Source organism: Alteribacter aurantiacus DSM 18675 (genome assembly GCF_000429705.1).
GTDB classification, from domain to species: domain Bacteria; phylum Bacillota; class Bacilli; order Bacillales; family Salisediminibacteriaceae; genus Alteribacter; species Alteribacter aurantiacus.
The window spans coordinates 396,260-420,723 of the sequence record NZ_KE386941.1; the positions used below are offsets into that span (position 1 = coordinate 396,260).

General features: G+C 42.1%; 26 protein-coding genes. 16 read left to right on the plus strand and 10 right to left on the minus strand.

Annotation, left to right across the window (positions count from 1 at the left end; translation table 11 throughout):
* Positions 1-71: 71 nt before the first annotated feature.
* Entirely contained in the window at positions 72-278 is a 207-nt protein-coding gene (locus tag G476_RS0105095) for a DUF2536 family protein (RefSeq protein ID WP_026689131.1), read from the minus strand.
* A gap of 144 nt (positions 279-422) precedes the next feature.
* Between G476_RS0105095 and G476_RS0105100 the strand changes: the two genes are divergently transcribed.
* The 4 genes from G476_RS0105100 to G476_RS0105115 all read left to right on the plus strand — a co-directional run bounded on the left by G476_RS0105100 (position 423) and on the right by G476_RS0105115 (position 4,761).
* Positions 423-1,832, plus strand: a complete 1,410-nt coding sequence (locus tag G476_RS0105100; RefSeq protein WP_026689132.1) for a sodium/glutamate symporter — start codon at positions 423-425, stop codon at positions 1,830-1,832.
* Positions 1,833-1,929: 97 nt separating this feature from the next.
* Positions 1,930-2,631 (plus strand): 5'-methylthioadenosine/S-adenosylhomocysteine nucleosidase, encoded by a 702-nt coding sequence (gene mtnN, locus G476_RS0105105; RefSeq protein WP_026689133.1) that lies wholly within the window; start codon positions 1,930-1,932, stop codon positions 2,629-2,631.
* A gap of 102 nt (positions 2,632-2,733) precedes the next feature.
* A complete protein-coding gene (locus G476_RS0105110; protein ID WP_051314664.1) occupies positions 2,734-2,970 on the plus strand; it encodes a YrhC family protein in 237 nt (78 codons plus the stop codon).
* A 306-nt stretch (positions 2,971-3,276) separates the two neighbouring features.
* Positions 3,277-4,761 (plus strand): MDR family MFS transporter, encoded by a 1,485-nt coding sequence (locus tag G476_RS0105115; protein ID WP_026689135.1) that lies wholly within the window; start codon positions 3,277-3,279, stop codon positions 4,759-4,761.
* On the opposite strand, the gene G476_RS0105120 is transcribed toward G476_RS0105115, so the two are convergent.
* A complete protein-coding gene (locus tag G476_RS0105120) occupies positions 4,758-5,375 on the minus strand; it encodes an NUDIX hydrolase (RefSeq protein ID WP_026689136.1) in 618 nt (205 codons plus the stop codon). The genes G476_RS0105115 and G476_RS0105120 overlap by 4 nt on opposite strands.
* A gap of 150 nt (positions 5,376-5,525) precedes the next feature.
* Here G476_RS0105120 and G476_RS0105130 point away from each other — a divergent pair, with 150 nt between their 5' ends.
* Positions 5,526-5,771 carry an HPr family phosphocarrier protein gene (locus G476_RS0105130; protein WP_026689137.1) on the plus strand — a complete coding sequence of 82 codons (246 nt, stop codon included), beginning with the start codon at positions 5,526-5,528 and terminating at the stop codon, positions 5,769-5,771.
* Positions 5,772-5,804: 33 nt separating this feature from the next.
* Here the strand turns inward: G476_RS0105130 and G476_RS0105135 are convergent, their stop codons facing one another.
* Positions 5,805-7,787 carry a S9 family peptidase gene (locus G476_RS0105135; RefSeq protein ID WP_035186135.1) on the minus strand — a complete coding sequence of 661 codons (1,983 nt, stop codon included), beginning with the start codon at positions 7,785-7,787 and terminating at the stop codon, positions 5,805-5,807.
* Positions 7,788-7,945: 158 nt separating this feature from the next.
* Here G476_RS0105135 and G476_RS0105140 point away from each other — a divergent pair, with 158 nt between their 5' ends.
* The 4 genes from G476_RS0105140 (at position 7,946) to G476_RS0105155 (ending at position 12,668) form a co-directional block, all read left to right on the plus strand.
* Positions 7,946-8,938, plus strand: a complete 993-nt coding sequence (locus G476_RS0105140) for a LacI family DNA-binding transcriptional regulator (protein ID WP_026689139.1) — start codon at positions 7,946-7,948, stop codon at positions 8,936-8,938.
* Between the two features lie 2 nt (positions 8,939-8,940).
* Entirely contained in the window at positions 8,941-10,623 is a 1,683-nt protein-coding gene (locus G476_RS0105145) for a glycoside hydrolase family 13 protein (protein ID WP_026689140.1), read from the plus strand.
* 101 nt (positions 10,624-10,724) lie between these two features.
* Positions 10,725-11,456, plus strand: a complete 732-nt coding sequence (locus G476_RS0105150) for a PRC-barrel domain-containing protein (protein WP_026689141.1) — start codon at positions 10,725-10,727, stop codon at positions 11,454-11,456.
* 297 nt (positions 11,457-11,753) lie between these two features.
* On the plus strand, positions 11,754-12,668 hold the full coding sequence (locus tag G476_RS0105155; protein ID WP_035186138.1) for a metal ABC transporter solute-binding protein, Zn/Mn family: 915 nt from the start codon (positions 11,754-11,756) through the stop codon (positions 12,666-12,668).
* Positions 12,669-12,713: 45 nt separating this feature from the next.
* Here the strand turns inward: G476_RS0105155 and G476_RS0105160 are convergent, their stop codons facing one another.
* Positions 12,714-13,949, minus strand: coding sequence for a dicarboxylate/amino acid:cation symporter (locus G476_RS0105160; protein WP_026689143.1), 1,236 nt, complete (start codon positions 13,947-13,949; stop codon positions 12,714-12,716).
* 248 nt (positions 13,950-14,197) lie between these two features.
* Between G476_RS0105160 and sigK the strand changes: the two genes are divergently transcribed.
* On the plus strand, positions 14,198-14,926 hold the full coding sequence (gene sigK / locus G476_RS0105165) for an RNA polymerase sporulation sigma factor SigK (RefSeq protein WP_026689144.1): 729 nt from the start codon (positions 14,198-14,200) through the stop codon (positions 14,924-14,926).
* Between the two features lie 205 nt (positions 14,927-15,131).
* Here the strand turns inward: sigK and G476_RS0105175 are convergent, their stop codons facing one another.
* Positions 15,132-15,341 (minus strand): superinfection immunity protein, encoded by a 210-nt coding sequence (locus G476_RS0105175; RefSeq protein WP_026689145.1) that lies wholly within the window; start codon positions 15,339-15,341, stop codon positions 15,132-15,134.
* A 130-nt stretch (positions 15,342-15,471) separates the two neighbouring features.
* Here G476_RS0105175 and G476_RS24010 point away from each other — a divergent pair, with 130 nt between their 5' ends.
* The 4 genes from G476_RS24010 to G476_RS0105190 all read left to right on the plus strand — a co-directional run bounded on the left by G476_RS24010 (position 15,472) and on the right by G476_RS0105190 (position 16,691).
* Positions 15,472-15,597, plus strand: a complete 126-nt coding sequence (locus tag G476_RS24010; protein ID WP_281170432.1) for a hypothetical protein — start codon at positions 15,472-15,474, stop codon at positions 15,595-15,597.
* Complete coding sequence (locus G476_RS21310) at positions 15,564-15,797, plus strand: NINE protein (protein ID WP_245579632.1); 234 nt, start codon at positions 15,564-15,566, stop codon at positions 15,795-15,797. The genes G476_RS24010 and G476_RS21310 overlap by 34 nt, the downstream gene beginning before the upstream one ends.
* Before the next feature lie 4 nt (positions 15,798-15,801).
* The gene (locus tag G476_RS23490) at positions 15,802-16,020 is read left to right on the plus strand and encodes a hypothetical protein (protein WP_156906520.1); all 219 of its coding nucleotides are present in this window, start codon (positions 15,802-15,804) and stop codon (positions 16,018-16,020) included.
* Positions 16,021-16,418: 398 nt separating this feature from the next.
* The gene (locus G476_RS0105190) at positions 16,419-16,691 is read left to right on the plus strand and encodes a hypothetical protein (protein WP_026689147.1); all 273 of its coding nucleotides are present in this window, start codon (positions 16,419-16,421) and stop codon (positions 16,689-16,691) included.
* Positions 16,692-16,731: 40 nt separating this feature from the next.
* On the opposite strand, the gene G476_RS0105195 is transcribed toward G476_RS0105190, so the two are convergent.
* From G476_RS0105195 to G476_RS21315, 3 genes are read right to left on the minus strand one after another with little or no spacing between them, the layout of a single operon-like run.
* Complete coding sequence (locus G476_RS0105195; RefSeq protein ID WP_026689148.1) at positions 16,732-17,859, minus strand: Ger(x)C family spore germination protein; 1,128 nt, start codon at positions 17,857-17,859, stop codon at positions 16,732-16,734.
* Positions 17,822-18,940, minus strand: a complete 1,119-nt coding sequence (locus G476_RS0105200) for a GerAB/ArcD/ProY family transporter (RefSeq protein WP_026689149.1) — start codon at positions 18,938-18,940, stop codon at positions 17,822-17,824. Before G476_RS0105200 ends, G476_RS0105195 begins: the two co-directional genes overlap by 38 nt.
* Before the next feature lie 14 nt (positions 18,941-18,954).
* Positions 18,955-20,463 (minus strand): spore germination protein, encoded by a 1,509-nt coding sequence (locus G476_RS21315; RefSeq protein ID WP_051314665.1) that lies wholly within the window; start codon positions 20,461-20,463, stop codon positions 18,955-18,957.
* 136 nt (positions 20,464-20,599) lie between these two features.
* Between G476_RS21315 and lplA the strand changes: the two genes are divergently transcribed.
* The gene (gene lplA, locus G476_RS0105210; protein ID WP_026689150.1) at positions 20,600-21,589 is read left to right on the plus strand and encodes a lipoate--protein ligase; all 990 of its coding nucleotides are present in this window, start codon (positions 20,600-20,602) and stop codon (positions 21,587-21,589) included.
* Between the two features lie 366 nt (positions 21,590-21,955).
* On the opposite strand, the gene deoD is transcribed toward lplA, so the two are convergent.
* Complete coding sequence (deoD, locus tag G476_RS0105215) at positions 21,956-22,666, minus strand: purine-nucleoside phosphorylase (protein ID WP_026689151.1); 711 nt, start codon at positions 22,664-22,666, stop codon at positions 21,956-21,958.
* Between the two features lie 198 nt (positions 22,667-22,864).
* Between deoD and G476_RS0105220 the strand changes: the two genes are divergently transcribed.
* Positions 22,865-23,956 (plus strand): HD-GYP domain-containing protein, encoded by a 1,092-nt coding sequence (locus tag G476_RS0105220; RefSeq protein WP_051314666.1) that lies wholly within the window; start codon positions 22,865-22,867, stop codon positions 23,954-23,956.
* 44 nt (positions 23,957-24,000) lie between these two features.
* Here the strand turns inward: G476_RS0105220 and G476_RS0105225 are convergent, their stop codons facing one another.
* On the minus strand, positions 24,001-24,450 hold the full coding sequence (locus G476_RS0105225; protein ID WP_026689153.1) for a redoxin domain-containing protein: 450 nt from the start codon (positions 24,448-24,450) through the stop codon (positions 24,001-24,003).
* Positions 24,451-24,464 lie beyond the last annotated feature (14 nt).

Here is a 24,464-nt window from a genome sequence, read left to right on the forward strand (position 1 = left end):
TAGGAAAATAAAAAACGCCCGCTATGACTTGCTTCATAGCGGGCGTTCACACATAATGCACCTGCAATGATTTACTTGTTTGCTTTAAAGTGCACAACCGCTGTATACATTAAATACCCTTTTGGATGAATAGATACTTGGTGAGAGACATGGTGAACATTTAACATAATCGCTTGATTGTCCTCAATTTTTTTTTGGACTTGTTTTTCCAATTCAGTTAAGCTGCCCGCTTCAAAAAACTCTACTTTGTCTTTAAATGTTTCTGTATGTAAAAACATGTTTTCAACACCCCTGCTAATTTTTATCATACTAAGCATACTAAACGTTGCAGTAAAACAACAAGAGAACGAATAGAAAGTAATCGATTACTTTTATCTAAACACCTAGAAATATTGTATACCTAGTCGAAGGAGGGGACAGCCATGTCGCCGGAAATGATTGGTCTTAGTTTTATTATTTTGGGGTTATTTATCGTTATCGGTAAGTGGATCCGTGTTTTTTCACCGTTATTACAAAAGCTCTTCTTACCTTCATCCATTATCGCGGGCTTGCTTGCATTACTTGTTGGTCCTGAAGTATTGGGAAGGCTTGTAAGCTTATTTACATCAGACGACTTTATATTAACAAATGGATTCGTACCAGAAGAAGTAGTGGAAGTGTGGTCTACTCTTCCAGGTTTATTTATTAATATCGTATTCGCTTCATTGTTTTTAGGTAAAACATTGCCAAGCTTTAAGAAAGTATGGATCATAGGGGGACCTCAAGTCGTTATGGGCCAGATGGTCTCATGGGGACAATATGTTGTCGGTTTGCTATTGGCAATCTTCTTGCTTGCTCCTGTTTTCGGAGTAAACCCTATGGCTGGTGCTCTTATTGAGATCAGCTTTGTGGGTGGCCACGGAACAGCTGCAGGACTATCCGGTACATTTGCGGACCTTGGATTTGAAGAAGGTGCCGACTTGGCAATTGGACTTGCCACAATCGGTATTTTAACAGGTGTTATTGTGGGTATCATTTTGATTAACTGGGGAGCCCGCAAAGGACATGCGAAAGAAGTCGGTGGTAAGCAAGGCTTAGCAAGTAACGGTCGTAATGGAATTGTCGAGCTTGAGAATCGTGACAGTGCAGGTGAATTAACGACACGTCCAGAATCTATTGAGCCATTGTCCTTACACATCGCATACGTTGGTATTGCCATATTTATTGGTTTTATCCTTTTGGAAGGTCTCATCCTCCTTGAAGCGTTTACTTGGGGTGCTTGGACGGATACGTATCTCATGATTTACGTTCCTTTATTCCCACTTGCTATGGTAGGTGGTATCATCACTCAGTTAGTTTCAGATAAGTACGATCGATTCCGCTTAATTGACAGAAAGATGATTAATCGTATTTCCGGATTTTCGTTGGACGTCTTGATCGTAAGTGCTTTAGCCACAGTGTCATTAACAGTAATCGGAGACAATTTGGCGGCTTTCGTAACTCTCGCTGTCGCTGGTGTGGTTTGGAACGTGTTCGCATTTATCGTTCTCGCACCGAAGATGATTCCGCAATATTGGTTTGAGCGTGGAATCGGTGACTTTGGTCAAGCAACAGGGATTACAGCAACCGGTCTCCTCCTGATGAAAGTAGCCGATCCGGATAATAAAACCCCAGCACTAGAAGGTTTTGGATATAAGCAAATCTTGTTTGAACCATTCGTTGGTGGAGGATTGTTTACAGCAGCGTCCTTGCCGCTTATTTTCCAATTCGGACCTGTAGCCGTACTTATTTTTGCAAGTGTTGTTACGTTAGGTTGGCTCTTGTTCGGGCTCTTTTATTTCGGACGAAAATAACATCTTGTCTGTGCACCACTGATATACTATGATAAAAGTTGTGATTAAAAAGAAGGTTTTTAGCCTTTTGAATATGTAAAAAGAGAGGAAATGCCTTATGATCGTTGGAATTATTGGTGCAATGGAAGAGGAAGTCGAACTTCTGAAAAAGAAGATGAATGTTAGAGAAGAACAAGTGATAGCCGGGTGCGAGTTTTTCTTCGGAAAGCTTCAAGGTGTGGAGGTTGTTGTCTCGAAGTCAGGGATCGGTAAAGTAAATGCTGCTATCTGCACGACGTTGATGAACCAGCTTTACCATCCTGATGCGATTATCAATACAGGCTCTGCAGGAGGCTTTCATAAGGAACTTGCAGTAGGTGATGTCGTTATTTCAACAGAAGTGCGTTACAACGATGTAGATGCTACCGTGTTTGGTTATGAGTTTGGTCAAGTGCCACGTATGCCCGCTTTTTATGAGCCGAACGATGAGCTTAAAGGCATTGCTGAGAAGTGTGCTGGTGAAGTAGGGGTGCGATCAGTACCGGGATTGATCATTTCAGGCGATTCCTTTATGAGCGACCATGCTCGCGTGGAAGACATCCGTACGCGTTTTAACGATCCATACTGCTCTGAGATGGAAGCAGGAGCCATTGCTCAAGTCTGTCATCAGTTTCAATGTCCATTCGTTATTATTCGTTCTTTATCGGACATTGCCGGTAAGGACGCGAAAGTTTCGTACGACGAATTCCTTGAAACGGCTTCTGTTAACTCTGCAAGAATGGTTATTGCCATGTTGGAGCAAATTCGTCAACAGCGATAATCATGGCACCATTGGTGAGAATTGCTAAGGAAGTCCGATTCACCTCCATGATATACTAGAGTTGCTTTTGAAAAAGAGTAACTTCTTATGAGGTGATGGTCGATGTCACAACAACAAGTACAATCACTAAAAGCAAAAGTGACCGATTATAAAAGATATGCATTCGTCATGTTGGCGCTAAGTGTGTTTATGTTCATCGGCTTATTAATACCCAACGAGGCTTTGGCAGCCGAACAGCAACCTATTTTAATGGGTATGAATCTTGCAGCCTTACTAACAGCTGTTGTTTTTCATAGAATTGCAATGAGTACACAAAAAAAGCTCGATGATGAGCAATAGATTAAAAAGGACGTCCTAGTGGGGCGTTCTTTTTTTGTCGTTTTGGGGGAGGTGGTGATTATAGAGATGATGAAATTGGAAGCGGGATGAATGGAGTAGGATGAATGTGAAAATCGATGAAGAAGCTGCGGAAGTCGATGGATAAATTCCAAAGTCGATGAAGAACCGCCCAAACTCGAGAAATAAACCTGAAGCCCAATCAAGCTCTCTTAATAGGAAAATGCCAACTAAACCAACTCTCCTCCATGTTCCTCTCCAAGTGCTATAATGAAAGCAAAAAGAACTTTATAGACAGTTGGAGGGGTTATGGGGATTGTAAAAAAGCGACCGCTTATTCTAGGTTGCGTTATGCTGGCTATGTTTATGAGCGCTGTTGAAGCGACGATTGTTTCTACTGCCATGCCAAGCATCGTAGCCGATTTGGGCGGCTTTTCATTGTTCAGTTGGGTTTTTTCTACATATTTGCTTATGCAAGTGGTTACGATACCGATTTATGGAAAGCTTTCGGATATGTTCGGGAGAAAAATCGTATTTGGAGTCGGAGTAAGTATTTTTTTAATCGGATCAATTCTATGCGGCTTTGCTCCATCTATTGAATGGCTCATCGTGAGTCGAATTATCCAAGGTATCGGTGCTGGAGCTGTTCAGCCGATTGCTACAACCATCGTTGGTGATATTTACACGAAAGAAGAGCGGGCAAAAATTCAAGGTTATCTGGCAAGTGTATGGGGAATTTCCGCTGTGTTGGGACCTGTAATTGGAGGACTTATTCTTCAATTTGCTCATTGGCAGTGGGTATTTTGGATTAATATCCCGATTGGTATTTTCTCCGTGATTGGGATTACCGTGTACCTGAAAGAAAACGTCAAAAAAGAAAAAAAGCATATCGATTATGCCGGTACAGGTTACCTTCTTGTAGGTGTCAGTGCTTTAATGCTTGTGTTTATCCAAAGCGGTACAGCTTGGGCGTGGGCTTCCCCGCAAACATTGGGTCTAGTGTTGATCTTTGTTATAAGTCTTGTCTTGTTTATTAGACAGGAAAAAAGGGCAAAAGATCCGGTTATGAGTTTATCGATTTGGAATGACCGATTGATTAGGACGGCTAACATTGCGTCGCTTACTTTAGGTGCCGTGTTAATTGGAGTATCAAGCTACTTACCTACGTATGTTCAAATAGTTCTTGGAGAATCGGCTATGGTTGCCGGTTTTACCTTAACAATGATGAGCGTAGGTTGGCCGATTTCATCGACACTAGCAGGTAAGCTTCTTGTACCTCTTGGGTCTAGAAAGACAGCGATGCTAGGGGCATGTAGTTTAATGATTGGGGCTACCATGTTTTTGGCCCTAGCCTACGTACAACATCCCATATGGGCTGGGGTTGCCTCTTTTTTTATTGGAGGAGGAATGGGTTTTACAACGACGACTTTTATTGTATCCATTCAAAGCCAAGTGGCGTGGAATGTTAGAGGAGTGGCCACTGCATCGAACATGTTTATGCGATTACTCGGGAGTGCCCTTGGTGTTGCTCTACTTGGGGGATTGTTAAACAACCGCCTGGCCAGTTACTTAAGAGAAGAAGGGGCTGGGGTAGATATTCCCCAGACCCTCGATGTTGCTAATCTTATTTTGGACCCCGAGCAAAGGGGCAGATTTTCAAACGAAGAGATTGGCGTTCTATCTGATGGTGTTGCCTATGCTTTAAACAGTATTTACATTGGTGTTTTTATAATGGCGATTATTAGCGTTAGTCTCATTTTGTCTTTACCGAAACGTGATCGAATGAATAACTAAGGGAGAAGGTTTAACACATGCTTTAAGATGCGAGCTGTGAGACCCCAAATGACACGACCTTCATATTCATAAAAGTGTTCGTGAACGACGCCAGTGCGCCAATCGTAGTTTTCGCCACCTGGAATTAAGTGATAAGGAAATGTTTCTTCCGGTTGGACTTCCAGGTAGATGTTGTAGGTTTTTACGTCCATCTCTTTTAAGGCGCGAACGGGAACAGTGAACACTTCCTTTACTTCCTCGTGGTTGATCTTCAATTTGGCGTCCGATCGAATTTCACCTATAAAAGCGAACAGTTTGAAACGGTACGGTGTGATCATGTAATCAAGAGGGCCGTATGTGACAACGTCGTCCTCTTTCACACCGATTTCTTCGACGAGCTCCCGAACAGCTGCTGCTTCTGGATTTTTATCACCCGGATCTACTTTTCCACCGGGAAAGCAAATTTCTCCTGGCTGCTTAATGTTTTCTCCTCTCACTTGAAACAGTAAGTGAGGTTCGTTGTTTTTATAAATGAGGGGTACAAAGATGGCAAAAGAACGGTATAAGTCTTCATCTAAAAGACCTGCATTGCGGCTTTTAAAAAACTGCGACAAGTGTCGATTTGTTGGGTTCATGTAACGTAAACTCCTTTAGACAGGATATATTTATTATTAGTGTAGCAGATGGAGAGTAATCAAGAGAAGGACGAGACACATGATTTTTTGATTGTAAAAAAAGAAGAAGGTATTTATAATGAAATTTAGTAAACTGAGGAGGCGAAGGAAATGAAACTAGTGGTAAACAAACCAATTTTTGCAGAATCAGCAAGCACACTCGTTAATCATGCATCGCAATTTTCTTCTACAATTTTAGTGAAAAAGGACCACTGGGTGGTAGACGCCAAAAGCCTTCTAGGAGTCCTAGCGTTATCCCTTCAACCTGGTCAGGTTGTTGAATTTGACGTGCAAGGTGACGATGAAAAAGCGTTCATCGATGAGCTTGTAGCGACTGAGTATTTCTCAAAAGCGTAAAAAGAGGATGGTGCAGCGGCACCATCCTTTTTATTATCCTTTTAGATATTGATTGAACCAGTTTTCAAGCTCTTTTAAGCGTGCATAACGAAGCTTTGGTGGGCCGCTTCTTGAAAGCTCATGGTTCGCATTTGGAAAACGGACAAAGCGCGTGTCTTTTTTCTGGTGCTTGAGGGCAATAAACAGTTGTTCTGCTTGCTCCACAGGACAACGGAAGTCCTTCTCTCCGTGAAGAATAAGGAGCGGCGTGTTGATGTCTTTTACATATTTCAAAGGAGAATGGTTCCACATTTTATCCGGATCGGAGAAGAGGTCGGCACCAATTTCCCACTCCGTAAAGAAGTATCCAATATCACTTACGCCGTAAAAACTGATCCAGTTGGAAATGGAACGAAGAGTGGCCGCTGCTTTAAAACGATCCGTGTGTGATACGATCCAGTTCGTCATAAAGCCGCCGTAACTTCCTCCTGTGACCCCGAGCCGATCTTCGTCAATGAAGTCAAACTGTTCAATTGCTTGATCCATAGCGCTCATGAGGTCCGTGTAGTCTTTTCCACCATAATCACCGCGGCAAGCGTCTACAAATGCCTGTCCGTATCCGTGCCCACCTCTTGGATTCGTGTAAAGAACTGCGTAGCCTTTCGCTGCAAGGAACTGCATTTCATGGAAGAATGAGTTCGCATACATGGCATGGGGTCCCCCGTGAATTTCCAAGATTGTCGGGTATTTTTCCCCTTCTACAAATCCATATGGCTTCATGATCCAACCGTGAATATTCCACCCATCTTCGGCTTTGTAGTTTACTTCTTCAGGTGCTGCCACGTGTACATTTTCCAAGAATGCCCCGTTCACATCCGTCAGTTTTTCCATTTCTCCTGAAGAGAGGTCTACTGAATAAGCATCCCCGGGGTTAGTAGGAGTAGAGATGGCAACAACGGCTTTTTGTTTTTCTGGCAAAATGTCATAGCCGTATAAGTGTTGATCACCGACTACAACTTCTGACACGCTGCCTTCAAGAGTCACACTATACAAGTTGGTACTTCCGTTAACACTTGCGGTTACAAAGAGTTTATTGTTCCCTACATCCCAGACAGGTCCAGGGTTTGGATGTCCTGAACGAAGGTCACCGATGGCAGAGTCACCTATGTTTACATCCCATTCGGATGTGACGCAAGCTGTTTCTTTAGAAGAAAGATCCATCACCCATAATTTCATATGTGTGGCGCCAGAGTACTCTTTTTGGTGTCCGTAGTAGGCTAGCTTGTCTCCATCGTGACTGAACACAGGGAACGTATAGACACCTTCTCCATCAGTGAGAAGGGTTTCTTCCTTCGTTTCCACGTCTAAAAGAAACAGGTCGGAGATGATATGGTAGTCTTGATCTTCTTTTTTGTTTGCAAAGAACGTCACCTTCGAGCCGTCGGGAGACCAGGTACCAGGCTCATGGTTGAAATCTCCTTCAGTGAGAAGAGTGGATTTGTCGGAGGCAAGGCAATAGTAGGCTAATTGCTTTGTTTTATTATCGAGAAAACCAGCTGCGTCGGACTTGTATTTTAAACGAGTTACCACAAGAGGCTCTGCACCTTTTTCATCCGTTTTCTCTTCATCCTTTGCGCCCAATTCTTCACCTGGCTCAAGGGTTGTCGTAAAGAGAATACGCTTACTGTCAGGGGACCAAGACGGCTGCATGGCACCGTTTTTCAAGCTAGTAATCTGCTTGGCTTCTCCACCTTTTGTGGAGAGTAAAAAGAGCTGTGGTTTTTTCAGGCGGTTGGATACAAAGGCAATCCATTTCCCGTCCGGTGAAAAGCGGGGATAGCTCACACGTTCTTCTCCAAATGTCCATTGAACAGGCTCTTCCTCGTCCAATTGTTGAACAAACAGTTGAGACACATACTCGTCTTTTTCACTGATCGTTTGCTTTATAAACGCAAAAGCCTCACCACTAGGGGAGAGCTGCGGTTCGTTTAACACGGTAATCTTCCTCAAGTCTTCTATTTCAAGTGGTCGTTTCATGATTGATGTCTCCTTTATTATGTATTGATTTCAGTATAATCTACAAAGTCTGAACCTTCAATTAATTACACTTTTATAAACGTTTGAAAGCGTCTACATAATATGGTAGAATCATTTACGTAAACGTTTACGTAGATTCGGAACGGAAGTGATTCATAGTGGCTATTACGATTAAAGACGTGGCTAAAAAAGCAAACGTTTCGATCGCCACGGTTTCTAGAATTGTAAATAATCAATCAGGATACTCAAGCGGTACTAAAGAGAAAGTGCTCAAAGCCATTAAAGAATTAGGATACAGCCCAAATGCCTTGGCTAGAGGACTCGTTGGCCAGCCAACAAGAACAATTGGGGTTCTTCTGCCCAATGTATCCAGCTTGTTTGCCGGGAAATTGCTAGAAGGAATTGAAGATGAAGCGAAGGAAAATGGCTACAGTGTTGTGGTTTGCAACACAGGTACACAAGGTTTGAGAGCGATGGGTTACTTAGATATGCTTAATGAAAAACGCGTTGAAGGGATCATTTATGGAAGTGGTGACATGACAAAAGACCAAGGAGATAAGCTGAGTGCTTTGAATATCCCTGTAGTGATGGTTGCTACAAAGCCTGCTTATGGCCATTTTCCATATGTAAAAGTGAATGACAAAAAAGCAGCGTTTGATGCGACTCGTTGTCTTCTTGATCATGGACATACGCGCATCGCTTTTATAGGAGGTCAACTGGAGGATCCGATTGCTGGAAGACCTCGTTATGAAGGGTTTATCCAAGCGATGAACGAGCGAGACTTACCAATAGACGAAAGCCTTATTAAGTTCGGAGATTTTAGCTTTAATTCGGGAAAAGAAATGATGACCGAATTCGTTGAAGAAGGCGCAAGTTTTACTGCACTTTTTGCTACAAGTGATGAGATGGCTGTTGGTGTTTTGCATGCAGCCTATGAAAAAGGAATCCGAGTACCTGATGACCTTTCCGTTATAGGGTACGATAATACCCTCGCTTCTGAGATGGCTATTCCGCCCCTTACAACAGTGGCTCAGCCTTTATACGAAATGGGGCAAAAAGCGTTTCAACGAGTCATAAAAACGGGAGCTACTCAAATTGAAATGAAGCACCACATGGTAGAGAGAGAAACGGTAAAATCGAGGAGGACATAACAATGACAAAGCAATGGTGGAAAGAAAGTGTCGTGTATCAAATTTACCCAAGAAGCTTTAATGACAGCAACGGGGATGGTATCGGTGATTTAAAGGGAATAACGGAAAAGCTCGATTACTTAAAGAATCTTGGCGTGGATGTGATCTGGCTATCTCCTGTTTATGATAGTCCCAATGATGATAACGGATATGATATTCGTAACTACCAAGCCATTATGGATGAATTCGGAACGATGGAAGATTGGGAACAACTTCTTGAAGAGATCCACAATCGTGGCATGCGTCTCATCATGGATCTTGTGGTCAATCATTCGTCTGATGAGCACGCATGGTTTACGGAATCTAGAAAATCGAAAGACAACCCGTATAGAGACTACTACATTTGGCGTCCCGGAAAAGAAGACGGAACAGAGCCGAACAATTGGGAATCGGCTTTTAGTGGATCCGCATGGCACTATGACGAAGGGACTGACGAATATTACTTGCACCTTTTCTCCAAAAAACAACCTGATTTGAACTGGGAGAACCCGACTCTTCGTGAAGAAGTGTATAGCATGATGCGTTGGTGGCTTGATAAAGGGGTCGACGGATTCCGAATGGATGTGGTGAACTTTATCTCGAAAGTGGAAGGGTTACCTGACGCTGAACCTCAAGAAGGGAAAAAGTACGCACCAGGTGGAGAATACTTTGCCAATGGTCCTCGTATTCATGAATTTTTGCACGAAATGAACGAAAAAGCCATGAAAGGTTACGATGCCATGACAGTCGGTGAGATGCCGATGGTGACACCGGAAATTGCCCAAAAATATACGGATGAAGAGCGAGAAGAAGTGAATATGGTCTTTCAGTTCGAACATGTTGACATTGATTCAGGACCAGGTGGAAAGTGGGATCTTAGGCCGTTAAAGCTCCAAGACCTTAAAGATAATTTGACGAAATGGCAAAAAGCTTTGGAGCACAAAGGGTGGAATAGTTTGTACTTGAACAACCACGATCAACCTCGCATGGTTTCAAGGTTTGGAAATGACGGAGAATACCGCGTTGAATCAGCCAAAATGCTTGCAACCCTCCTTCATATGATGAAAGGAACGCCTTACATTTTTCAAGGAGAAGAGATTGGGATGACAAACGTCCGTTTCGAATCCATCGACGACTACGAGGATATTGAAACGTTAAACATGTACAAAGAGAAGCGTGAACAAGGTGTTCCACACAAAACCATTATGGAAGGAATCTATGTCAAAGGTCGCGACAATGCTCGCACACCGGTTCAGTGGAACAGTGACAAGCATGCAGGCTTCACGACGGGAACACCGTGGCTTAAGGTGAACCCTAACTATACGAAGATCAATGCCGAGCAAGCGGTCAATGATCCGAACTCCACGTATCACTATTATAAAAAGCTGATTGAGCTTCGTCATAATAATGAGATTATTGTGTACGGTGGTTACGACTTGTTGGCTGAAAAAGATCAACACATTTTTGCTTACGAACGTACCCTGGACGAAGAAAGACTACTTGTTGTATGCAACTTCTATGAGGATGCCGCTACTTTTGACGTACCGAAAAATTATCAAGATCAATCAGGAGAGCTACTCATCAGTAACTACGACAATGAAACGTCCCGTGAGTTACCTATAGCTATCCATCTTCGCCCGTACGAAGCCATTGTGTATAAAGTTTAAATTCACTTACCCCGTAAAGGTATTCGCTTTGCGGGGTATTCTTATGTTTCGTTTCAAGATGGTTAATGAATGGGTAAAGAAAAGATAAAGGAGTGATGGATATGCTGTTTTCGTATAAACGAATGATAAAACCATCTCGAGTGATAGGAAAGGACAAGGAAATAGGGTCCATCCAGGACCTGTACGTCGAGGAACGAACATGGACTGTTCGATATTTTGTCGTTGGTGGCGGGTTCTTGGGTGAAAAAAGACGATTCATCTCCCCTGCTAGTGTAATCGACTATTCCATTGAAGAGGAACGCTTCCATGTATCCATATCTGAACAAGAGGCCAAGGAAAGTCCGGATCCCGACCAAGAACCTCTTTCACGTACTTTTGAGCGGGAATTTTCAATGTATTATAACTTGAATCCATATTGGATTGGAGGAGGGTTATGGGGAGCTGGAGCGATGCCGAGGGATTTAACGAATGAAGCTGCTTCAGACGTTGAAAGCATGGAAGAGGAGGAACGGCCACTTTTAAGTATCGATGATGTGAAAGAAAGCGAACTTATCGCAGAAAATGAAACCGTCGGAAAAATAAAAGATGCACTCATAGATGATCAGTCATTTACAATTCGGTATTTTGTTGTCGATACAAAAGGTGACGGAAAGAACATTCTTCTTTATACAAGCTGGGTAGATGAGGTGGATTGGACTAGTAACCTCGTTCGTGTCGATGTTTCAAAGGAGAAGCTACGTGACGCTCCTGAGTTTCAAACAGATCGGCCAATCGATCGTGAGTTAGAAACATCACTATTTAAGCATTATGGTAAGCCGAAGTATTGGGATTAAACGGTTCGGATCTTCCGGCCGTTTTTTTCTTTGTTTATCAATCTTATAAGAATTTTCTTTTCGGAGGACGTCTCAAATTTAAATTGTAAGCAAAGTTAGCTTAAAAAAATATCGTTTTTTTGGTAGACAAAGGAACATTTTTTTGTTTATAATGTGGTCAGTGCTCAAAAAGTTGCACAAGGGAAACATTTTGAGTTTGATAAAAAATAATAACCTGTAGGAAAAATAGTTTTAGGACAGCACACTTTGTAATACCTATACATAGAGTGTGTTTGAAACATGAAAGGGGCGGGACATATGTTTAAACATTTGATTAAAAAGATTGCTGGAGTGACCGTGCTTGCTCTAGGAACTGTGGCATTGGCCGCATGTGGAGCGGAAGAGGAAGAAGGAGAGGCATCAGAAGGTCTAGAGATTACGACCAGTTTTTCTGTTCTTGGAAACATCATTGAAGAAGTTATAGGGGACAGAGGGTCTGTTGAGTACATTGTACCAATTGGCGAGGAGCCTCACGAGTATGAGCCGGTACCGAGTGATTTTAGAAAAGTAAGTGACAGTGATGTGTTTTATGTAAATGGACTTGACTTAGAGGGGTGGCTCGGTCGCATTGTATCTAACGCAACGGATACAGAAATTCAAGAACTGTCAACAGGGGTTGATATCATCACTCTTGAAGGTAGTGATGAGCCCGATCCTCATGCGTGGTTAAGCCCTAAAAACGGGATCACATATGTTGAGAATTTAGTAGAAGATTTAACTGATAGAGACCCTGAAGGTGAAGAAGTCTATCGGGCTAATGCAGAAGCATTCATTCAAGAACTCGAAGACCTTGATGCTTGGATTGATGAAGAAGTGTCCTTGATTGATGAAGATAAGCGAGTCATCGTTGTAAGCGAAAATGCATTTAAGTATTTTGGCGAGGATTATGGTTTTGAGACTGAAGGAATATGGGAAATGAATTCCCATGAAGAAGGAACGACGCAACAAATTAACCGAGTGATTGACTTGATTCAAGATCTTCAAATACCCGCCGTTTTCGTAGAAAGCACGGTCGACCAGCGTTATATGGAGACGGTATCAAATAACGCCAATATACCGATTGCCGGTGAAGTTTATACAGATGCACTAGGCACTGAAGGATCTGGTGCACAGACGTATATTGATATGCTAAAACACAATGCAACAACGTTTGTAGAAGGTCTAAAAGAATAAGGAGAAAGAGGCTTCCCACTTTTTTGAGATGGGAAGCCTCTTTTTCTATTTACGTTTGGCTTCGCGGGCTTCTTCCGTTTTATCCACTACAGAAGTTCCGACCAAGTCACCAGTTACATTACAAGCAGTGGCGGCCATTCCGAGTAGTGCATCAACAGAAGCCACTAGGGCGACCACTTCAATAGGCAAACCTGCTTGGGTTAACACAACGGAAAGGGTAATGAGTCCTGCTCCCGGCACCCCGGCGGTTCCAACAGAAGCCAACGTCCCAGCTAATACAATTCCGATTAGAGCCCACAAGCTTAATTCCTGCCCAATGATGTTAGCTGCAAAAATAACAGAAGCTCCGACACGTATGGCAGCTCCATCCATGTTCATCGTGGCTCCAAGGGGCAACGAAAATCCGTAAAGCTTTTCTCTTAAATTCAGTTTCTTTGCCGCTCTCATGGTAATAGGAAGTGTCCCAAGAGAGCTTTGCGTTGTAAAAGCGGTGGCAGTAGCGTCCCGTGCTGCTTTAAAGAAGCGGATTGGAGACCGACCAATCAATTTTAAAATGACAATGTAGACGATAAACTGCAACAATATACTCACATAAACGGTTCCCACTAGTGACCCGAGAGACGTGAGTGTGTTCCACCCTTGCTCACCGATCGTCGATGCTACAATCGCAAAGATCCCAATTGGTGCATATTGCAAAATCCAGTTCATGATCTTAAATGATACTTCTGACCCTGCACGAGAAAGTTCAACAAGCTGTTCCCCCCACTTCTCGTGCTGTTCATTTCCTGATTTCCTGAGTGCAGCAATTGCCAATCCAACGACAATCGCAATAAAAATCATACTCAAGATATCAAGTTCAAGCATGGTTTCGATAATATTTGCCGGAAAGATATCGACGATGAAATCCAGAAAGCCTGGCGCTTGCGGTACGTCCACATCAGCGTCACCGGGAAGGGTGAGGCCTTGACCGGGTCTAATAATCAGCGCAACGGCGAGCCCAATCGATAATGCAAAAGCGGACGTGACGAAATAATATCCAATCATCTTGGAACCCATACGTCCAAGGCCTTCCGCCGGCCCCTCATTGATCCCAACGATAAGAGTGAGGATTAATAATGGGATGATAAGTGCCATAAGTAGATTTAAAAACACATCTCCTAGAGGAGAAATCACTGAAGCTTGTTCACCAAACATAAATCCTGCAAAGACACCTAGCACAAGTCCGGCAGTAATTTTCCATATTAATGGTGTGTCCAAGTATTTATGCCATAGATTTTTCACACTAACACTCCATTCTGTTTTATAACCAAGTATATATATAGGAATAACTCACATTTAGTATAAAGGCTGATCGTAAGAGATCAAGTAAAACGCTTGTTTACTAGCGCCATTCACCAAATACCTACACGATCCTCCACTTCCTTCGACTTATGTTTCCCCTTTAGTAGTCAAAAGTTTTCATGTACACGCACACTGAAAATCTTTTGGGCATATAGATGATTAAAGAATGCCCAAAAGGAGGTTTATCGATGTCAGGATTTATAGCGGCCATCACATACCTCGTCAAAGAATTGTTCGTGTTTGTTTCATTTGTAAAAAACAACGCCTTTCCTCAGCCGTTAAAAGAAGAAGACGAACGGAAATACTTAAAGCTGATGAAAGAAGACAAGGATGAAGATGCCAGGAACAAACTCATCGAGCACAACTTAAGGCTGGTCGCCCACATCGTTAAGAAGTTCGAGAATACCCGTGAAGACACAGAGGACCTCATCTCCATTGGAACAATCGGCTTAATCAAAGCGATCGAAAGTTACTCTTCAGGCAAAGGAACGAAATTGGCCACGTATGCTGCGCGGTGTATTGAGAATGAAATCCTCATGCACCTGCGCGCACTAAAAAAAGTAAAGAAAGACGTATCCCTTCAAGATCCGATCGGAACGGATAAAGAAGGAAATGAAATCACCCTCATCGATGTTCTCCAAGCAGAGACCGTAGACGTGGTGGATGCGATCCAACTCAGTATGGAGAAAAAACAAATATACGAGTTTATTCACGTATTAGATGAGCGTGAAAAAGAAGTAATCGTCGGCAGGTTCGGGTTGGATTTGAAAAAAGAAAAAACCCAGCGTGAAATTGCCAGGGATCTAGGCATTTCAAGAAGCTATGTATCGCGTATTGAAAAGCGAGCTCTTATGAAGCTGTTTCATGAGTTTTATCGTCATCAAAAGAACGCGTTGAAGCAGGAGCCAAATAATTAAAGTGGTTGTTACATGTAACTAGCATCCTATTCTTTCGTAAGAGGTGATGCCTATGCTAAAAGGATTAGATTTGCAAATGGTTGCATTTGTAGGAAGCTCTATTGTAAAAGATTATTTCGTTGTTTACCGGATACCAAAATAGATTACTATGATTTGAAATAGTATCATGAAAAAACCCTCGATCTCTGGTCGAGGGTTTTACGTATTATGCTTCCAAGCTTTCAGGTTTCGTCGTACATGCCCACACGAGGGCAATAACCCAGCCGATAAACGACCATCCAAGTAAAAGATTAAGAATAAAAATGGCCACCACATTCTCTTTCTTTCGTGCCAACGCAACGACGGTTGGAATAAAGTAGAACGCCGCTACTACCAACATAATAAAAATGCCGAATAATCCCCCAATTGCCTCCATAAATCCACCTCTCTCTTTTGTTAAAGATCTGCAAAACGACCCTTAAATCAAAATATGCATAAAAAATTGTGAACATGACTGGGCTTCTCACAGATGAATAAACATATAGTAACCAAGGAGGGGGGATTGTGTGAGCAATGTAGAAGAGAAGCAGAAGTTATCTAGTGAGCAGCTGACTATCGTGTTCAGTGAGTTTGAAAAAAGAAGAAAAGCAAAGCGGTATTGTATCTGCTTTGGTTCTTTCTCGGAGAATTAGGGGGACACAGTTTTTACTTAGGTGACACAAGTTATGCAATTGGTATGGTTGTGGTATGGGTTGCTAGATGGTTCTTATTCTTTATCCCAATCGCCATTTGGGCTTTAATTGATGTTTTCTTAATCGTGAAGCGACTGGAGACGTTAAATGAGGAGCTTGAGCAATCCATTATTCAATCTGTGAGGTCTTACGAAGGGTAGAAAATTGAGAAAGTGGTTGCTCACTTTAGAACAACCGCTTCTTCTTTTTCATGCGCAAGCCAAAGAGGATATGTCGAAAGGCTTGGTCAAGCATGTCCAGGGGAGCGTGGTCGATTACAGTATTGGAAATCCCTCTGCGCGTGCGAAGGGAAAACGCATCAATGTGCCCGTTTTTATTGGTGCAAAAATGAATGGTGAATCTGTACTTAGTTTCACAAAGTGACTGTATAGATAAGTGGTGCTCCCTAGGGTTGACGTAGGATCGTTCAACAGGATACGCTTTTATGATAAGATTTTTCATTTGGTCACTACTAATAAAAGTAGATAGCTGTTCGAAAACGAATGACTCATACGGTTGCATCACACGCCAAACAAACGTGTTTTCTTCAACGCAAACAATGATTTCATTTTCCGAACCTTTGGAAACGGAAATTTTTGACCGGGCTTTATTTTTATTAGCTAGCCAAGGGATTAGCCGGGAAATAACCATGTGCACACAAATCACCTCGTTATATGTATATGGTTTTAGAGGAGTCTGGTGTGAAAAATGAGTAGCAACTAAAAGAGAGTATGGTACTATTTTAATAACGGGGATTTTTATAGGTGAGGAAGTGAAGTGTGATGAGTATTAGTGAGGTGTTAGTGTTTATTGTAAACCCCTTCTTCGCTTTAGTAGTAGGGTTTGTTGCCTGTATGTCAGGAAAAAAAGGAATTTCAAATCCGGTTGTTGCCTTTCTTGCAGTCTTTGCGTTAAGCTTACTCACCATGACAACGGTTCAACGAATGACTCTTGCCCCTGAGCTTTATGGGTTTGCCGCTTTTCACTCGTTTATTGGATTGTTAGGCTTTGCTCTAGGTTTAATGGCGAAAAAAACCATTCATACAGAAGACTAAAACGGAATGCCTGATCTGTATCAGCCATTCCGTTTTTATTTTAATTGATGATACCGTGTGCAAGGATTTCCACCGTAACATTCGGTGTGATCGTCATTTCAGGATATACTTTAAGCCAATCATTGTTTCTCCAAAATGAATTGTGAAAGGCGATGGTGTGTCTCCCAATCCCCAAAGCGTCACAGTTCGCCTCTTGAAGAGTCGTAAAGAGTTGTTCTGCTTCAGCAGTGAGTGCTCGACTTAGACGATCATTTAATTGAACGACTTTTTCTCGTTCATGTAGTTCGTCTGGAGGGTACTCAATAGCTTCCACTTGTAAAGTAAGATCTACAGTTGCTGAAATTTCGTTTGTTGCCTGGTTGACATCTACTTTTAGATTGCGAGTGGATTCTTTTAACAGTACTGTAATGAATTCTTCTTCCTCTTCATGTTTTTCGGATACTTTTTCTGTTAGGTACGTACTACCACCCTTTTCCCCTTTTAATAAAAACAGCAACACGGAATCTTCCGGAGAGATGGAACCGGTCATTTTTTCTCCATTGAACAAGGCGTTCCCGTTTAAATAAGGGTTGTTGTTGATATCCATAGACATATATGGCAAAACCATATCCTGACCAGGATCAAACATAATTGGACAAATAAGCTGGACATTCAGATACTCAACTAGTGAATTGTGTTCTGCAGTTGTCAGTAAATCCGCTACAAATTCACTCGTTCTTGGTTTATCCTGAAGTTTAGTCTCTATAAGGTCAGCTGCCTGCCCGTCAAATATAGCGATTTTTGCTCCTAATGAACTGCGTGGATCACGATACATAATGTCCAAAGGATTGTAGACGGAGTCTTCAGCAAGGCTTTTTCCGAGGATAAGAACCCGGAGTTTCGAAGTATCGATCCGCTCTGCCACTTTATTGTCCAATGCCATACGCGCTTCTCGAACCGTGTGTCCAATCCCTTGGACAACTTGAGAACGCTCTTGTGCTTCGTACCTTTTAGGAACAGGTGAGGATATTGTAGATTGGTATTTGCCGTCTTCTAATAAATCCAATCCTGCACTTTTAGCAATTGTGATGTCTCGTAACTGCCTAGAGTCCCAGCATCCCGTTAATAGAATAATACACAAACAAATTAGACTAAACTGAAGGGCTCTTTTCATGATCTTCAGCTCCATTCTTTCCTCTTTGTCTGATTAGTGATACAAGATAAAGCAACAAGGGAATCCCAAAAACCATGATTAAGCCGAACGTGTCTACGCCTTCCGCGTATTTATCGATAGTCAGGCGGTTCTTTGGGCCAAGTGAAATAAAATAGACAGCAATGGCAATAACCGTAACGAGCTTTTTTCTAGGAACTCCTTTTATCAATTGGGTTGTCGAAAGTGAAGCCAAGTACATATAAGTCATTAACGATGTTGTTACGCTTACGATCCAAATGGCCATAAAAATAATATCAAGTCTATCGACTATAGGCGTATTAAACGTCTTGAGCATATATAAAAGAGGCTGTGGGATAAGTGCAATCTCCGGTGGACTAAAGAACATGAGCGTAATTAATACAGTAAACCCGTATAAACACGTAGTGAAAATGTTTGCGTAAGTTGCCGTTAAAAGAATTTCCTTCTTCTTATTCACTTTTACGTAAGGAAAGATATACATAAATACCCCAAAACCAAGCATGGCTTGCATTGACGCAAGAACGGCTTTTCCAACGGCACCAAATCCATGGTGTCCTATAGGCAAGATGTAGAGAGGATTTATATATGGTATTGCAAAAAATAATACACCAATAACAAGAATTAAAAGGGAGCTTACAAAAACATAAAACCTCACAATGATATGAAGCTTTTCTCTTGTCAAATACCAAGCAGCAAAGACAAGGAGAAAGTTAAGAACCCACCCCGGAGTTTGTGGAAACAACCATCTGATAATAATGTGCTTGTACAAAACGAGAATAAGAATACAGATGCTGGAAAAATACAATGTGTACACTAAATTAAGCACATGACCCGGTATTTTTCCAATGATCAAAGGAAGAGCATTAAAGAACATTTTATCCCCATAACGGACCGCAAGGAGATACATGAGACAGATTGCAACCTGTATTGCTAACCCTCCTGTAAAAACCCCGAGCCATCCATCCCATTCGGCTTCTTGAAACACACTAAAGGCAAGTGATAATACACCAATACCAATCTGACTTTGGATGATAAAAAAGAACAATTGTGATTTTGATATTAGTAAATTATCATTCATTCTCATGAAACTCCTTATGAAGAAGAATTGGTTTTTTGGTTTTCCTTTTGGTCGTTTTTTATTTCCACAGTGTGTGGTAGTCTAACAAACCGATTCATTAAACCCTTTAAATTAAATGGTGCAAAAGGATAAAAGAGTGGCTTTCCAAGACTCGTTAATTTACACAAATGAATCAGGTAGATGGTCAAGCAGAATACAATGCCTACAAAGCCCAAGAGAGAGGCCATAATCATGATTGGATAGCGCAGAAGACGCATGGCCATACTCATCTCGTGGATGGGAACCACAAACGATGAAATCGCCGTTAGAGCTACAACAATGATCATAATACTGGAGATAAACCCTGCGTTTACAACGGCGTCTCCAATAACAAGACCACCTACAATACCAATGGTTTGACCGATCGGTGTAGGTAACCGAATCCCGGCTTCACGTATTAGCTCGAGCGTCAACTCCATAAACATGGCTTCAATAAGTGGAGGATATGGAATGTGTTCTACTGCATCTTTAATTACGTAAGTCATACCAAAAGGGATAATTTCAAAGTGAAACGTAATGATGGCAATATAAATCCCTGGGAGTGTCACGGCCAATAAAAAACTCACTACACGAATAAACCGAAAGAAGTTTCCTGCCACCCAACGACTGTTATAGTCATCTGTCGATTGAAAGAAGGAGAAAAATGTGACAGGCAAAACGAGGACCGTAGGATCGCCGTCAGTCATGATAATCACTCGTCCGTCGATTAAGTTCAACGCGGCCCTATCTGCACGCTCCGTGCTTATATATTGCGGGAAAAGAGAGAAGATATTGTCTTCCATGTACTCTTCTATAATCCCGGTATTCATTAACTTTTCTACTTTGATCTTCTTGAGCCTTCGATGAATTTCTTCAACAACATTGGAATCTGCACGGCCATCCATGTAAAGAACCGCTGTCTTTGTTTTTGATACTTCACCAAGGGTTGTGTATTTAACAACTAATGACGGATGACTAATCAAGTTGCGAACCAGCTGCAGGTTGACACTTAAATTCTCAACAAATCCACTGTGACTTCCCCGAATCACCTGCTCGTTATCAGGCTCCCCCACGTCACGATGAATCACACTATTCGTACTTAACACAAAGCAGTAATGGGTATTTTCAATGAGCACTAAGCTTTTTCCTGAGAGCATTTCGGCAATAGCATCGGACAAATGAAGAAGCTTTGCGGAATCTCTGTCCGTTAATACCCGTTCTAGATGTTCATCAGAATTGATTTCTCTTAAATTTCTGTAAAAGTACTCATTCATGTCTTTCGTATCGGACACCGTTTCAAGATAAAGAAAATATAGTATTTTGTTATGATTGGTTACTACTTTCTTTTCAACCAAGTCTTCTGTATAGTGTAGGGTTTCTTTAACATAAACACGGTTTTTGTCAATGTCTAAAGAGGCAGGAAAGGTTGGTGTTTCCGGCGGCTCTAAAATCCGAGTGTCATTTTGACTATTCTTCTTGTTTTGGAAAGCTTTGAAAAATGACATTGAAAACACACCTCCTTTTCTTCTCTTCTTAATGTCTCTTAATTTTTTGGTAACATACACGCATTGGCACAATTTATGGTTCCATAGGGAGTTGTGGTAAAATTGAAGTGAACCCATTAACAAGGAGGTTGTTACGATGCTTTTTATTAGCAACGAAAACATCACAGACCCAAGAACAAACTTAGCCATCGAAGAATACGCCCTAAAACACTTGGACAAAGAACATACATATCTGCTCTTTTACGTAAACGAACCGTCCATCATTATCGGAAAAAATCAAAACACGATCGAAGAGATCAATAAAGACTACGTAGAAAAGAACAAGCTCCACGTGGTTCGGAGACTTTCCGGCGGCGGTGCCGTTTATCACGACCTCGGTAACTTAAACTTTAGCTTCATCACTAAAGATGATGGAGAAAGTTTTCACAATTTCCAAAAGTTCACCCAACCCGTTGTCGATGCTTTGCAAAAGATCGGTGTAGACGCAAAACTTACCGGGCGTAACGATTTACAAGTTGGCGAGAGAAAAATATCCGGAAACGCCCAGTACACGACAAAAGGCCGAATGTTCAGCCACGGCACACTGCTCCTTGACTCCGAAATGGAAAACGTTGTGGATGCATTAAATGTAAATGAAGAGAAAATTCGCTCAAAAGGCATCAAGTCGATTCGTAGCCGTGTCGCCAACATCAACGAATTCGTCGATCGACCATTGTCGATGGAAGAATTCAAATCTCTCCTACTACGCTACATCTTTGACGGAACAGAGGAAGTCCCAGAGTATAAGTTAACGGAAGAGGACTGGAAGGGCATCAACAAGATCTCAGAAGAGCGCTATCGAAATTGGGACTGGAACTACGGTCGCTCTCCAAAGTTTGATCTCAAACGCTCAAAGCGCTTTACAGGAGGCACAGTCGATATCCGACTGAACGTCAAGAAAGGAACGATTTCAGACTGTAAGATCTTCGGTGATTTCTTCGGAGTAGGAGAAGTCGTCGACGTTGAGCAGGCTCTAGTAGGAACCCGTTACGAGCGCGAGGACATTGAAAGAGCGTTGGACGAGCTTCCAATGAAGCACTACTTTGGCGCCGTGACGAAAGAAGAGATTGTGGAATTGGTGTACTAATAGGCTGTTGTGACCCCACTCATGCTGCGGTGTGTGGGGGGTTTTTGGGTTGTGATGGGGATGCGAGGCGGAGACGGAGGGAAGTGATTGATAAATCTGAAAGTTGATGAAGAAAAGGGGGAAGTCGATGGATAAATCCGAAAGTCGATGAAGAAAAGGGAGAAGTCGATTGATAAATGTGAAAGTCGATGAAGAAAAGCACCAAGTCGATGGATAAAACTCAAAGTCGATGAAGAAATGGCCATACTCCTTCTCAAACCACTACCAAACCACACCTTGCGACTCATCACCCAACCCCTTAAAAAAACAGACCCTCCACAAGGGAGAGCCTGCTACATACGCTTAAAATCCGCAAACGTAATAACCTTATTCAGCCTCAATCGCTGCTGTTAACGCGACTTCAACCATTTCGTTGAATGTTTCTTGGCGCTCTTGTGAGCTCGTTTCCTCACCCGTGATGAGGTGGTCACTTACCGTTAGTACGCTCAGGGCGTTCACACCGAAGCGAGCTGCGATTGTGTAAAGAGCGGAAGACTCCATCTCTACAGCAAGCACTTGGTGATCAGCAAGCTTTTGAACTGTGTCTTTGTAGTCGTTATAAAATACATCGGAAGTAAATACATTACCAACGCGTACGTTCAAGCCACTGGCAACAGCGCCATCGTATGCGCTTTTCAATAGACCGAAGTCCGCTGTCGGAGCAAAGTCAATTCCTCCGAAGTAACGCTGGTTTACGCCTGAGTCTGAAGAAGCACTCATAGCAAGGATTACGTCGCGTACTTTAACGTCTTTTTGGAATGCCCCACATGTTCCTACGCGGATCAAGTTTTTTACGCCATAGCTGTTGATAAGCTCGTGGACGTAAATGGAGATGGAAGGTACACCCATGCCTGTTCCTTGAACAGAAATGCGCTTTCCTTTATACGTACCAGTGTAGCCCAGCATGCCGCGGACTTCGTTATAACATGTTACGTCTTCTAAAAAGTTCTCTGCGATATATTTTGCTCGTAAAGGATCTCCTGGGAGCAAGATGGATTCTGCAATTTCGCCTTCTTTAGCACCGATATGTACACTCATAAAAAAGCCTCCTATTAGTCAAATCATTCATAGCATATCGAATGTAAATGGTCAAAGTCAACTTCTTTAATAGATGGTGACGGTTAGAGTGAAAAGGACTAAATAAATTTTTACAATAAATGTCGGATTGTGGAAAAATGTGATATAGTAAATGAAATGTACATATTTAAGGTGTTTACTCAGTAAAGAGGTGAGTGGATGGTTGAATCTGTGAAAATTATACCGAATAAAGACGTACTAATAGGTCGGAGTTTAGGTGAAGATATTGTTTCAGAAAACGGCCATTTTCTCCTGAAGAAAGGGATGACTCTGTCTCAGTGGCATCTTGATATTTTACTCAGCCATGAAGTGGATGAAATAAAAGTAGTGAAAAAGTCTACCGTTCTAGCGGGCGACCTTATTGGGACGTGGTCCAAGGAAAAAGAAGAGATGTTACATCTTTATAGGGGAAGTGTTTTGGAGATCAAGCAGTTGTTTGAAGCGGCGATTATGAGGGAGAACGTGGATATTCAAGACGTTATGAAGCCGTTTACGTACCTTTTGGAAAAAGTACTCACCAGGACGTCAATTTTTTTAGAGCTGTATCAAATCAAGGGGTACGATGAATATACGTACCGTCACAGCATTAATGTAGGTCTTTTGGCAGCAACGATAGGAAAAATGCTAGGGAGGCCTGAAAAAGACGTATTGGAACTAGGAAAAGCGGGGTTCTTTCACGATATCGGAAAAATGAAAGTTCCTAAATGCATTTTAAATAAAAAAGGTCAGTTGACTGACAACGACTACATGGAAATAAAACGTCATCCTCTTTATGGGAGAGAGATTCTAGATAAGGTGGAGGGCTTGAGTGAAATCATCGTTCAGGGGACATTGTTGCACCATGAGAGGCTTGATGGATCTGGCTATCCTTTTGGAGTGAAAGGAAATGACATTCCCTTTTATGTTCAGGTGCTGGCTGTTGCGGACGTGTATGATGCTATATCATCTGATCGGGTTTATCGAAGCAGATATAGCCCATTTGAAGCGTTGGAAGAGCTGATTAAGGACGTGTACAGAAACAAGTTGAGTGGCGAAATTGTGTTACCGTTCGTTCAACAGGTAATCAATGGTTATATCAATTGTCCCGTTCGTTTGGAAAATGGAGAAGAAGGTGTTCTTGTCCATCTGCCTTTAGAAGAGATTACAAGACCGCTCATTGCGGTTGGAGATACTTACGTGGACTTGAGAAAAGAGCGTCATTTGACTATAAAAGAAGTGATTCTCGATCACGTCCATCCTGCAAAAGTATAAAAAGAGGAGCGATCGCCATAGGGTGAACGCTCCTTTTTTACAATTTATTTTTCTTCATTACCAAGAACACGATTCACGCGTTTACGGAGCATTTTCATACCACCGCCGCCAGCTTGGAAGTGGCGTAGTTTACCTTCAGCGTCGAAAACATAATACGCAGGCACGTATTGATTCTCGAAAGCATCTGTAAGTTTATGCTCGTTATCCACGAAGATCGGCTGAGAGATGTCGTGGCTTAGTGCCATCGCTTTAATGACACTCATGTCAAGGTCCTTCTCTGAACGAGGCATGTGTACAGCAACCACGTTAAGCTCATCTTCAAATTCATCACGGAATTCGTTTACGTCAGGCATGGCTTCTTTACATAGTCCGCAGCTAACAGACCAGAAGTGAAAGAGGGTAGGTTTATCTCCGACTAGTTCTTCTCTTGTTAATTCTTCGTTTAACCATTCAGTAGCACCAGTAAGTTCAGGCATTTCAGATCTTAGTTTCATCGATTTATCACTCC